Raw genomic sequence first — 11,693 nt, forward strand, 5'->3', positions numbered from 1 at the left:
CAAGGTGATGTAGGGCATTTCCATCTTGAGGTTGCAGGGCTTTTGTCCGGTCAGGGCAGATGACAGTGTAGATACGACGTTTCTACATTTCGCTTGCAATCATTTGGAGGGTTTCTACTATGTATCTACCTTGGGAGATACTCATGCAGATCAAGATTCAACAGTGGGGCAACAGCGCCGCGATCCGCTTGCCCGCCGCAGTACTCAAGCAGATGCGCCTCGGTGTCGGCTCCACCCTGAGCCTTGACACAACGGGTGAGACAATGGTGCTCAAACCGGTCAGGTCGAAACCCAAGTACACCCTTGAGGAACTGATGGCCCAGTGTGACCTGAGTGCACCGGAGCCAGAGGACATGGCCGACTGGAATGCCATGCGTCCAGTGGGACGTGAAGTGTGAAACGGTTGAAATTCGCCAGGGGTGATATTGTTCGCGTCAACCTGGACCCAACAGTCGGGCGGGAACAGCAGGGCTCCGGCCGACCTGCACTGGTACTTACTCCGGCTGCGTTCAATGCTTCAGGCCTGGCTGTAATCATCCCGATCACTCAAGGTGAGGATTTCGCGAGGCATGCGGGTTTCGCTGTCACGCTCAGCGGTGCGGGCACGCAGACTCAGGGGGTGATGCTTTGCAACCAGGTGCGCACAGTCGACCTTGAAGCACGATTTGCCAAGCGCATTGAGTCGGTGCCTGAAGTTGTCATCCTGGATGCACTGGCGCGTGTGCAAACCCTATTCGATTAACCGGTTCCGGTATTCACAATGCATATCCCATCGTCAGCTCTCATCCGCGAAACCTTCCCCGTCGGCCCCTTGCAGTGCAACTGCACGCTGATCGGCGACCCCCTGACCAAGAAAGCCATTGTCGTGGACCCGGGTGGTGATGTGGACAAGATCCTTGCTCGCCTGCAGGTCCACGGCCTGACGCTGGTGAGCATCATCCACACCCATGCGCACTTCGACCACTTCCTCGCGTCAGGCAAGCTCAAGGAGCTGACGGGTGCCACGCTGCACCTGCACAAGGACGACCAGGTGTTGTGGGACAACCTTGAGATGCAGTGTCAGATGTTCGGCGTACCTTACACCCCGGTACCGGCACCGGACCGCTGGCTGGGCGATGACGAAGAACTGGCCTGCGGCTGCGGTGTGGCGTTGCATACGCCAGGCCATACCCCGGGCTCGATGAGCTTCTGGTTCGCCGACGCCAAGTTGTTGATTGCCGGTGACACCCTGTTCCGCCGTGGGATTGGCCGCACCGATTTGTGGGGTGGCGACCAGCGGGCAATCGTGCGTTCCATCAAGGAGCGGCTGTACCGGCTGGACGAAGAGGCCATCGTGGTAACCGGCCACGGGCCCGACACCCGTTTGGGCGACGAGATGCGTGAAAACCCATTCGTGCGTGCCTGATGGCACATGAAGGCACTTTCATGGAATTTTTCGTTGCCGATGCGATCCAAGGCTGGCATAGAACCCCTTGGGATCTGCCGCATTTATGAATTTCAGTAGGAGCTTGTCCATGTTCACCATGCGTCGTCTGATTATCGTCGCAACCGCCGCTGCACTGATGACCGGCTGTGCCGGCCAGAACCCCTACGACAACCAGGGTCAGGCGCAGGGCTCCACAGGGATGAGCAAGACTGCCAAGTATGGCGGTTTGGGCGCGCTGGCCGGTGCCATCGCGGGTGCCGCCATCGACCACAACAACCGTGGCAAGGGGGCCCTGATCGGTGCCGCAGCAGTGGGTGCTGCCGCTGCAGGTTACGGCTACTACGCCGACAAGCAGGAAGCCGAGCTGCGCGCACAGATGGCCAACACGGGTGTGGAAGTGCAGCGTCAGGGTGACCAGATCAAGCTGATCATGCCGGGCAACATCACCTTCGCCACCGACTCTGCCAACATCGCCCCAAGCTTCTACTCGCCGCTGAACAACCTGGCTGGCTCGTTCAAGCAGTTCAACCAGAACACCATCGAAGTGGTTGGCTTTACCGACAGCACGGGCAGCCGCCAGCACAACATGGACCTGTCCCAGCGCCGTGCGCAGGCGGTCAGCACCTACCTGACTTCGCAGGGTGTGGATGCCTCGCGTATCTCTGTACGTGGCATGGGCCCGGACCAGCCGATCGCCAGCAACGCTGACGCCAATGGTCGTGCGCAGAACCGCCGTGTGGAAGTGAACCTGAAGCCGATTCCGGGTCAGCAGTATGAGCAGCAAGGTCAGGTTCAGCAGTATCCCTGATTGAATTTCAGGGCCGCTTTGCGGCTCTGAGGGAGCGGGCAGTCCCGCTCCCTCACGCCTGCAAAGAAGCCTCTGCTTTTAGCGCGCCACGCTGGCCTGAATCGCCGTCAGGGCAATGGTATGCACGATATCGTCAACCTGCGCCCCTCGAGGCAAGTCGTTCACCGGCTTGCGCAAACCCTGCAGCATCGGCCCCAGGCTGACCCCGTCGGCACTGCGCTGCACCGCCTTGTGCGTGGTATTGCCGGTATTCAGGTCGGGGAACACGAACACCGTGGCCCGCCCGGCCACCGGGCTAGCCGGCGCCAGCTCTCGGGCGATCGCCGGGTTGGCCGCTGCGTCATACTGCAACGGCCCATCGATCAGTAGCTCCTGCGCCGCGTCCTGTGCCAGGCGTGTCGCTTCGCGCACTTTCTCGACTTCTTCATCGCTGGCCGAATCGCTTGAATAACTGATCATCGCCACCCGTGGCGCGATGCCGAAGGCCTGCGCCGAGGCAGCACTCTGTTGGGCAATCTCCGCCAGCTCGGCAGCGCTTGGGTGCGGGTTCATCACGCAGTCGCCGTACACCAGCACCTGCTCGGGGAACAGCATGAAGAACACCGATGAGACCAGGCTCGAGCCGGGTGCGGTCTTGATCAGCTGCAGGGCCGGGCGGATGGTGTTGGCCGTGGAGTGCACCAGGCCCGAGACCAGGCCGTCCACTTCGTCCAGGGCCAGCATCATGGTGCCGATCACCACGGGGTCTTCCAGTTGCTGCTCGGCCATCGGTGCGTTGAGGTTCTTGCTTTTGCGCAGCTCGACCATGGGTTCCACGTAGCGCCCGCGAATCAGTTCGGGATCGAGAATCTCCAGCCCCGGCGGCAATGTGATGCCCTGGGCACGGGCCACGGCGTCGACGTCTTCGGGTTTGGCCAGCAGCACGCAGCGGGCGATGCCGCGGGCCTGGCAGATGGCTGCAGCCTGCACCAGCAGTGGCTCGGCGCCTTCTGGCAGGACGATGCGCTTGTTGGCCTGCTGCGCACGCTGGATCAGCTGGTAGCGGAACACTGCCGGCGACAGGCGCAGTTCGCGTGGCGTGCCGCAGCGTTGGTGCAGCCAGGCCGCGTCGAGGTGGCTGGCGACGAAGTCGGTGATGAACTCGGCACGCTCGCGGTCGTCCACCGGGATTTCGCGGTTCAGCGAGTTGAGCTGGTTGGCGGTGTCGTACGAGCCGGTGCTGACCGAAAGGATCGGCAGGCCGGCCTGCAGGGCACCGCGGCACAGGCCGAGGATACGCACGTCAGGCTTGCTGTCGCTGGTCAGCAGCAAGCCGGCCAGGGGTACGCCATTGATCGCTGCCAGGCTGACAGCGAGGATGATGTCGTCGCGGTCGCCCGGGGTTACCACCAGGGTGCCCGAGGTCAGTAGCGGGACCGTGTTGGCCACCGTGCGTGCACAGATGATGATCTTGCTCATGCGCCGCTGCTCGTAATCGCCGGCATTGAGCACCTGGGCGCCGAGCAGCTCGGCCACATCGCGGGTCCGCGGGGCGTTCAGCTCTGGCTGGTAGGGGATGCAGCCAAGCAGGCGGAAGTCACTACCGCGCAGCAATGGCGAGTGCTCGCGCAGGCGGGTGGCGAAGTCCGCCATGCTCTCGTCGGTACGCACCTTGTTGAGGATCACCCCGAGCACTTTCGGGTCGCGTGGGCCGCCAAACAGTTGGGCCTGCAGTTCGACCCGCCCAGACAGCTCGCTGAGCACTTCGTTTTCCGGGGCCGATACCAGGATTACTTCGGCATCCAGGCTCTTGGCCAGGTGCAGGTTGACCCGCGCCGCGTAGCTGGCGTGGCGCGTGGGCACCATTCCCTCGACCACAACCACGTCATTGCCGACGCAGGCTTGCTGGTAGAGGCGGATGATTTCTTCGAGCAGCTCGTCCAGCTGGCCATCGCCGAGCATGCGCTCGACGTGGGCCAGGCTCAGTGGGACCGGTGGCTTGATGCCGTGGGTGCGGGCGACCAGTTCGGTGGAGCGCTCGGGGCCGGTGTCACCCGGGTGGGGCTGGGCGATAGGCTTGAAGAAGCCGACCTTCAGGCCGGCACGCTCCAAGGTGCGCACCAGGCCCAGGCTGATCGAAGTCAGGCCGACACCAAAGTCGGTCGGCGCAATGAAAAATGTCTGCATGCGTGCTTCTCGAAATAAGCGGTGCAAGAAATTAACGGTCAAGGGTAGCGCTATCGGCCCCTTGTGCGCACCAGCCGCAAGCGAAAGGTTGGCCGATGTGTTGCGCACGTTGTGCCGAGTCGAGCACCCAGGGGCGTTCCTGCCACGGCGGCTGGTGGCGCAGGTGCTGGGTATGGCCGCACGAAAGTTCCGCCACCCAGTGGCCTTCTTCGTCCTGATGAAAGCCGTTGATCCGACTGATGGGCCGTTGCTCGTCTGCACCGCGTTCGCAATCGGACGATGGCTTGGTTACACTTGTGCGCTCTACATTCTTTTGCAAAAGGTCTTGCCCCATGCTGATCGCCGCCAACAAGGCTGTCTCCATCGACTATACCCTGACCAACGACGCCGGGGAGACCATCGACAGCTCCGCCGGTGGCGCGCCGCTGGTTTACCTGCACGGTGCCGGCAACATCATCCCGGGCCTGGAAAAAGCCCTGGAAGGCAAGCAGGCTGGTGACGAGCTGAACGTTTCCATTGAACCTGAAGAGGCCTACGGCGAGTACCTGGCCGAACTGGTCAGCACCCTGAACCGTAGCCTGTTCGAAGGTGTCGACGAGCTGGAAGTAGGCATGCAGTTCCACGCTTCGGCGCCGGACGGCCAGATGCAGATCGTCACCATCCGCGACATCGACGGCGACGACGTCACCGTTGATGGCAACCACCCGCTGGCCGGTCAGCGTCTGACCTTCCAGGTCAAGGTTGTCAACGTGCGTGACGCCAGCGACGAAGAAATCGCTCACCGTCACATCCACGGTGAAGGTGGCCATCACCACTGATTTTCTGCGCTAAGCTCAGAAAGTCGCCAGGCGCTCGGGCAAGCCGATTTGCCTTCCTACGGGAGGTGAACGGTTTGGACGAGCGCCTTTTTAGTGGGCGGAATTCGCCTGCACGGCAACCGGGAACCTGAGAGGGGATTTCATCATGAGTGCATTTCACGACCTGAAACTGGAAGCGCTGAACGGCGGAGAGCTGCCCCTCGCACCCTTCAAGGGCCAAGTGGTGCTGGTGGTCAACGTTGCCTCCAAATGTGGCCTGACGCCGCAATACAAGGCCCTGGAGAACCTCTACCAGATCTACAAGGACAAGGGCTTCAATGTGCTTGGCCTGCCGTGCAACCAGTTTGCCGGGCAGGAACCGGGTAGCGAAAAGGAAATCCAGGACTTCTGCAGCCTCAACTACGGGGTCAGCTTCCCGCTGGGGGGCAAGCTGGAGGTTAACGGGCCGCAGCGCCATTCGTTGTACCGCCTGCTGGCAGGTGAGGGGGCCGAGTTCCCCGGTGACATTACCTGGAATTTCGAGAAGTTTCTGGTGGGCAAGGATGGCCGGGTGCTGGCGCGTTTCTCGCCGCGCACGGCGCCGGATGACCTGGCGGTGGTGCAGGCCATCGAGAAAGCCCTGGCCTGAAGAGTGCCTGACGCGATGTTTTGGCACCTGTGAGATCGAGTGCCGCGCGGGCGGCGCTCGATCTCACAGGCGCTGCAAACATTGCGCAGAACGCCCAGCCGTAGCACCAGGTTGCCGGCATGCGCTGTTCAGATACCCCTCGAACTGTTCGACAATCGCCGGCCAGCCCTGGCGGCTGGCATGCTGTCGCGCATTCAGGCGCACCCTGCGCAAGGTCTCCACTTCTTCCAGCAACCAGCACGCTGCATCGACAAACGCCGCCTGGTCCCCCGGCATGGCCAGCGCGCCACTGTGGCCATGGCGAATATGCTGCGCTGCGGCCGCCTCGTCATAAGCAACTACCGCCAACCCTGAGGCCATGGCTTCGAGCACCACATTGCCGAAGGTCTCGGTCAGGCTCGGGAACAGGAACAGGTCGCCGCTGGCATAGTGCTCGGCCAGTCGTTCACCGCGCTGGGCGCCGCAAAACACGGCGTCCGGTATCTCTTGTTCAAGCCTGGCGCGCTGAGGCCCGTCGCCGACCATGATCAGGCGCAGGCGCTTTTGTGGATACGTCTTGCGTAATGCCTCGAAGCAAGGCCGTAGCAAGCCAAGGTTCTTTTCCGCCGCCAGTCGCCCGACATGCAGTACGGCGATGTCCTCCGGGCCTAGCCCCCAGCTTTCGCGCAGGGCCTGGCTGCGCCGGGCCGGATTGAACAGGCAGGCATCGACTCCTCGGGCCAGCAGCTCCAGGCGTTCGAAACCGCGACGCTCCAGCTCCAGGCGCTGGCTGGCACTTGGCACCAAGGTGATTGCCGTGCGCCGATGGAACCAGCGCAAGTAGTGGGTGAGCAGGCGCGCCAGCAGGCCAAGGCCGTACTGGCCGGAATACTGCGGGAAGTTGGTGTGGAAGCCACTGACCACCGCCACCCCCAGGCGTCGGGCCGCGCGTAGTGCGCTGAGCCCCAGCGGCCCCTCGGTGGCGATGTACAGTACATCCGGGCGATGCCGGCGCCAGCGGCGCAACAGCTTGTGCATCGACACCTCGCCCCACTGCAAACCCGGGTAGCCCGGCAGCGCCCAGCCACGGCACAGCATCAGCTGCGGATCGTTGTGCACGTGCCCTTCGCTGGCCTGGCGCGGGCGCACCACCTCGACCTCATGGCCGCGTTGGCGCAACCCATCACAGAGGCGGCCAAGGGTGTTGGCCACGCCATTGATCTCGGGTGGGAAGGTTTCGCTGACCAGGGTAATGCGTAGGGCGGGTGTATTCATGACAAAAAGTTTCCGCCTGCCGGGTTGCGCTAATGTGACCGCCTTGTGACGTAAAGATGACGCCTGACTGCCGGCACTTTTGCCTTCATGAATATTTCCTCGCACAGCACTCAAGAAGGTGTCCCCGGCAGCCGATGAAGATGCATTCGATTACGTGATGCGCTCCAGGAGAGCGGTGATGTTCAACAACAAGCTCAAGCAAGAAATCCGGCAACTGCGCGAAGACCTGATGTCCATCGAACAGGTCAAGAGTAGTCTCGACAGCGAGATGCTGGTGCTGCAGCTCGACCCTCAGGGACGGATCGAGATGGTCAACGGCAACTTCGAGAGCGAGATGCTCTACCGTGCCGAACAATTGCTTGGACGCAATATCGAGGACATCGTCCCCGCCCACGTAAAGTCGCTGGACTTCTACCAGCGCATGAAAAGTGCGATCAGCCGTGGCGAACACCTGAACGGTGCGTTCCGTCTTCTGCGGGGCAATGGTCAGGAAGCCTGGCTACGCTCGATCCTGCAGCCGGTGAAGAACAGCGAGGGGCGCATCAAGTACTTCACCCTGCATTCCAGCGACCTCACGCGAACCATCGAGACCTCACGCGAGCACGAAAGCCTGATCAAGGCCCTGATGCGCTCTACTGCGGTGATTGAGTTCGACCTCGACGGCATCATTCTCACTGCCAACGATCGTTTCCTGGCCACCGTCGGCTATCGCCTGGAGCAGATTCGCGGTAAGCACCACCGCATGTTCTGCGAACCGCAGGAGGTCAACTCGGCTGGCTACCAAGCGTTCTGGGACAGGCTGCGCCGTGGCGAATATGTTGCCGAGCGCTTCAAGCGCATCGATGCCCATGGCCGGGTGATCTGGCTGGAGGCCTCGTACAACCCGATCTTCGATGCCCACGATGTGCTGTACAAGGTGGTCAAGTTCGCCACCGTGATCACCGATCAGGTCAATCAGGAGCTGGCAGTGGCTGAGGCGGCAGATGTCGCCTACAACACCTCGCTGGGTACCGATGTCAGTGCTCGCAAGGCCACCGAAGTGGTCACCCAGACTGTCACCGTGATGCGTGGACTGGAGGCTTCGATGCAAGAGGCGGCCGACGGGATCCAGGCGCTGGATACCCAGTCGCGGGTGATCGGTTCGATCATCAAGACCATCAGCGACATTGCCGGGCAGACCAACCTGTTGGCCCTTAACGCGGCCATCGAAGCCGCCCGTGCCGGTGAGCAAGGGCGGGGCTTTGCCGTCGTTGCCGACGAAGTGCGCCAACTGGCCTCTCGCACCAGCACCGCCACCGAAGAAATCGCCCGGGTGGTACAGCAGAACGAACAACTGGCGCAGGCAGCAGTGTCGATCATCGACACCAGCAAGCGCCAGGCCGAACAGGGGCTGGCGCTGGCGGATGAGACGGGCAGCGTGATTGTCGAGATCCAGGACGGGGCGAAGCGGGTAGTGGACGTAGTGGGGCAGTTTTCCAGCCGGTTGAGTCTTTGATTTGGCTTGGGGTTTGTAATGGCCATGGGATCGAGCTTCACCTGCGCGGCGCTCGATCTCAAGAACGATAAAAATTTCCAGCCTTACCCACGGTAACGACTGAACAGCTGAACTTCGCCGAGCATGCCGGAAACGAAGTTGCATTTTCCTACAACTGACTCAGAAACCTCCGATCCGAATCCATGATGGGATTTCCCCCTGCACACGTTGTCAGGGAGACACCTCATGTACCTGGATTACCTCGTGCCCTCGTGGCACGAGATCGAGTCACGTGTCATCGCCATGGTGGGCTACCCAAGCGGTGGCCAGTTCCGCACCAGCCTCAATGAAGAGGTCGCCTCACTGGGCCTCAACCTGCGCCGGATCGAAGCTGTCCGCACAGCCTTCTATTACGCCGAATGGCAGGCGGCGTAGATGCTACGCCAGCGCTTCGCCGACCTTGACATCAACAGCATCGTCGACGAACTGCTGAGGGTCGTGCAGCAGATGGCGATGATCGTCGTCGGCAGCACCATTACCGGTGGCCTGCTTGGCGCAGGGGTCGGCGCATTCGCCGGCGGCGCCGGAACCATTCCGTTCGCTGGCGCAGGCGCGGCCATGGGCCTCAAGGTCAGTGGTTGGATCCTTGGCGCGCTGGGGCTGGCTTCCATTGCCGAGTTCTTCATCGAGGGCTTGCCGCGTATCGGCGAGTACTACGTCGATGGCATCCGCTTCGCCTGGGAAGGCACCTGCGGCAATGAAGGCACCGGCCCGTTCTGCCGGGACGACCCCTATGCGATACCTCGGGCCACGCATCAGATTGCTCAAGGCCATGTGGAAGTCGTGGTGCTGTTGTTGGGGGCGATCGTGTCGTACCTCACCCGCGGACGCGGCGATGCCCGAGTGCTGGCCCAGGAGATGGCGGCCAGCCGCAAAGGCGCGCGGCTGGGGCAATGGATGCTCAAGCATGAGGAAGGGTTGAAGAAACGGCCGGATCTGCAAGTGCCGGAGCGGCGCAAGGGGGCGATGGGTGATCCGCAGCCAGTTCAGCCGAATCGGCGGGCAGAAAAAGACAAGGAGCCGTCAACAGGTAAGCCCGGTAGCATGTCTTTGCATACGGTGGCATGTTTCAAGGCGGATAAATTGCCAGCATCGAAGCATGGCGAGTTTGAACGGCAGCTGAAGGGACAGCAGGATGGGTTGAATCGGCTAACGGTTGAAGAGTTTCTCGAAAATATCGCTAATCCGGCGAAGCGAGATCCGCGCATTGCAAAAATAGCGAGAAAGTAACTTTATGATAAGTTACAGGAGAGAATTCAGAGGGATCTGATGAAAACTATGAATGCCATTGAAGCTAGAAAGCTCTCGGTGAAGCAGGCAAAGGAAACCCTGTCATCTCTCGCAGCTTTGCATAATCCTGACTTGATCGCCGGTGGACGGGATACTATTTCTGATTTTGGCGACAGGCAAGTTAACTCGAGCATAGGCCCACAATGGAAAAGCAGAGTTGAGGGCTTGAAAGCTGCTGCCGAGAAAGCTTCAAAATCGGGCGTGGGATCAGGCTTGTTGAACGTAAAACTGCATAAATGCTAGTCGCTTGAGGGTTTCGCCGTGGATGAGGTTTTTTCCCTGTTTGTAGAGCAAGTTGGTGAGCCGTTTTTTCGACAGGAGGTTCCTCCCTCAAGTCTGGATCGATACAGAGGGATCTTGCCGAACAAATTGTTAGCGTATTGGAGTGAGCACGGTTGGTGCGGGTATGGTGACGGGATATTTTGGACTGTCAATCCCCAGGAATATGAAGGGGTAACTGCCTCGCTTATCGAAGGCACAATATTGGAGAAGCGGGATAGATACCACCTGATCGCTCGCGGCGCATTTGGTGACCTGTATCTCTTTGGAGAGCAAACGGGTTTCTCAGTAAAGATTTTGGCTCATATTTCACGATACAGGGGCAGTGAATATGAGTTGACGGCGGCGGATATGGACAGGGAAGTGCAAGGTTTCTTCCTTGGCAAAGAGAAGGCGTCTGTTGACTTTGATGGTATGTTCGAGCCCGCAAAGAAGAAATTGGGCATGCTAAAGCATGATGAAATGTATGGGTTCGTTCCAGCCTTGGCGTTCGGCGGGTCAAGCGACCTTGCTAACCTCGAGAAGGTTAAGGCAGTGGAACATCTAATACTGCTTTCTCAGATTGCCACCCTCGAACCCTACAGTTTCTCCGACTTCTAAAAAGCAATCCGCAAAAAGGGGCTGCCCTGCAGCCCCTCGCTCCTTCAGCTCCGCTCCCGCACCCAGAACAACGTAGCCCCGGCCACTGCCGCCGGCATCATCAGCACGTTCACCACGGGAATCATCAGCGCCAGGTAGGTGATGCCGCCAAAGCCCAGGCTTTGCCAGCGCTTCTGCCGCAGCCAGGCGAGCATGTCCTGCCAGCTCATCTTGTTGTTGTCCGCCGGGTAGTCGATGTACTGGATGGCCATCATCCACACGCCGAAGATCAGCCACAGCGGCGCAGCCACCACGTTGACCACCGGGATCAGCGACAGGACGAACAGGCCGATGGCGCGTGGCAGGAAGTAGCCCAGCTTGCGCATTTCGCGGCTGAAGGTGCGCGGTACCATGGCTGCCAGCTCGCCCCAGCTGAAGGCTGGGAAGGTGTCTTCGCCACGCACTACCACCTCGACCTTTTCCGCCAGAAAACCGTTGAACGGCGCGGCAATGATGTTGGCCACCAAGGTGAAGGTGAAGAACACCATCAGCACCAGCAAGGCAACGAACAGCGGCCAGAGGATGTAGCTGAGGAAGCTCAGCCAGTCAGGCAGTGTGGGCATCAGGGCATCGAGCCACAGGCCGAACTGGTGGCCGGCGAAGTAGATCAGGCCACCGAACAGCAACAGGTTGACCGCCAGGGGCAGCAGCACGAACAACCGCAGGTTGGGGCTCAGCACCAGTTTCAGGCCTTCGCGCAGGTATTGGGGGCCAGAGAGGACAGGGGCTTGCATCTAGATACTCCGCAGAGAAGGAAAACGCGCTGACCTTACCGAGTTTGCCGCGCCGACGAAAGGCACGCAGTCGGCGGGAAACGGGATGTAACAAAAGCGCCCGGAGGGTGTTTATCG

Annotated in this window: 11 protein-coding genes and 3 pseudogenes; 10 read left to right on the top strand and 4 right to left on the bottom strand. The window is 60.8% G+C overall.

Going from position 1 to position 11,693, the window contains the following annotated elements; all coding sequences use genetic code 11:
• Positions 1–119 precede the first annotated feature (119 nt).
• The 4 genes from ACF8FG_RS25605 (at position 120) to ACF8FG_RS25620 (ending at position 2,234) form a co-directional block, all read left to right on the top strand.
• Positions 120–398 (top strand): AbrB/MazE/SpoVT family DNA-binding domain-containing protein, encoded by a 279-nt coding sequence (locus tag ACF8FG_RS25605; protein ID WP_019436943.1) that lies wholly within the window; start codon positions 120–122, stop codon positions 396–398.
• A complete protein-coding gene (locus tag ACF8FG_RS25610) occupies positions 395–742 on the top strand; it encodes a type II toxin-antitoxin system ChpB family toxin (RefSeq protein ID WP_014589693.1) in 348 nt (115 codons plus the stop codon). Before ACF8FG_RS25605 ends, ACF8FG_RS25610 begins: the two co-directional genes overlap by 4 nt.
• 18 nt (positions 743–760) lie before the next feature.
• Positions 761–1,405, top strand: coding sequence for an MBL fold metallo-hydrolase (locus tag ACF8FG_RS25615; protein ID WP_014589694.1), 645 nt, complete (start codon positions 761–763; stop codon positions 1,403–1,405).
• A 109-nt stretch (positions 1,406–1,514) separates the two neighbouring features.
• On the top strand, positions 1,515–2,234 hold the full coding sequence (locus ACF8FG_RS25620) for an OmpA family protein (protein WP_003247328.1): 720 nt from the start codon (positions 1,515–1,517) through the stop codon (positions 2,232–2,234).
• A 78-nt stretch (positions 2,235–2,312) separates the two neighbouring features.
• Here ACF8FG_RS25620 and pta read toward each other — a convergent pair whose 3' ends face one another.
• Together pta and ACF8FG_RS25630 are read right to left on the bottom strand one after the other, a co-directional pair.
• Positions 2,313–4,400 carry a phosphate acetyltransferase gene (pta, locus tag ACF8FG_RS25625; protein WP_014589695.1) on the bottom strand — a complete coding sequence of 696 codons (2,088 nt, stop codon included), beginning with the start codon at positions 4,398–4,400 and terminating at the stop codon, positions 2,313–2,315.
• 31 nt (positions 4,401–4,431) lie between these two features.
• A complete protein-coding gene (locus ACF8FG_RS25630; RefSeq protein ID WP_318075616.1) occupies positions 4,432–4,734 on the bottom strand; it encodes a DUF3565 domain-containing protein in 303 nt (100 codons plus the stop codon).
• Between ACF8FG_RS25630 and ACF8FG_RS25635 the strand changes: the two genes are divergently transcribed.
• Both ACF8FG_RS25635 and ACF8FG_RS25640 read left to right on the top strand, forming a co-directional pair.
• Positions 4,733–5,218 (top strand): peptidylprolyl isomerase, encoded by a 486-nt coding sequence (locus ACF8FG_RS25635; protein ID WP_003247325.1) that lies wholly within the window; start codon positions 4,733–4,735, stop codon positions 5,216–5,218. The two genes, ACF8FG_RS25630 and ACF8FG_RS25635, sit on opposite strands and share 2 nt — an antisense overlap.
• A gap of 145 nt (positions 5,219–5,363) precedes the next feature.
• Positions 5,364–5,846 carry a glutathione peroxidase gene (locus ACF8FG_RS25640; protein WP_318075617.1) on the top strand — a complete coding sequence of 161 codons (483 nt, stop codon included), beginning with the start codon at positions 5,364–5,366 and terminating at the stop codon, positions 5,844–5,846.
• Between the two features lie 63 nt (positions 5,847–5,909).
• Here ACF8FG_RS25640 and ACF8FG_RS25645 read toward each other — a convergent pair whose 3' ends face one another.
• Positions 5,910–7,100 carry a glycosyltransferase family 1 protein gene (locus tag ACF8FG_RS25645; protein WP_318075618.1) on the bottom strand — a complete coding sequence of 397 codons (1,191 nt, stop codon included), beginning with the start codon at positions 7,098–7,100 and terminating at the stop codon, positions 5,910–5,912.
• A 307-nt stretch (positions 7,101–7,407) separates the two neighbouring features.
• Here ACF8FG_RS25645 and ACF8FG_RS25650 point away from each other — a divergent pair.
• The 4 genes and pseudogenes from ACF8FG_RS25650 to ACF8FG_RS25665 form a co-directional block, all read left to right on the top strand.
• Positions 7,408–8,001, top strand: a pseudogene (locus ACF8FG_RS25650) (PAS domain-containing protein); the annotation flags it as partial.
• A gap of 180 nt (positions 8,002–8,181) precedes the next feature.
• Positions 8,182–8,595: pseudogene (locus ACF8FG_RS25655) on the top strand (methyl-accepting chemotaxis protein); the annotation flags it as partial.
• Between the two features lie 225 nt (positions 8,596–8,820).
• Positions 8,821–10,167 (top strand): annotated as a pseudogene (locus ACF8FG_RS25660) (DUF6861 domain-containing protein).
• A gap of 18 nt (positions 10,168–10,185) precedes the next feature.
• Positions 10,186–10,803 carry a GAD-like domain-containing protein gene (locus tag ACF8FG_RS25665; RefSeq protein ID WP_003247320.1) on the top strand — a complete coding sequence of 206 codons (618 nt, stop codon included), beginning with the start codon at positions 10,186–10,188 and terminating at the stop codon, positions 10,801–10,803.
• Between the two features lie 44 nt (positions 10,804–10,847).
• Here the strand turns inward: ACF8FG_RS25665 and cysZ are convergent, their stop codons facing one another.
• Entirely contained in the window at positions 10,848–11,576 is a 729-nt protein-coding gene (gene cysZ, locus ACF8FG_RS25670) for a sulfate transporter CysZ (RefSeq protein ID WP_003247319.1), read from the bottom strand.
• Between the last annotated feature and the right edge of the window lie 117 nt (positions 11,577–11,693).

Origin of the sequence: Pseudomonas sp. YQ_6 (assembly GCF_043103245.1) — a bacterium.
Lineage (GTDB): Bacteria > Pseudomonadota > Gammaproteobacteria > Pseudomonadales > Pseudomonadaceae > Aquipseudomonas > Aquipseudomonas alloputida.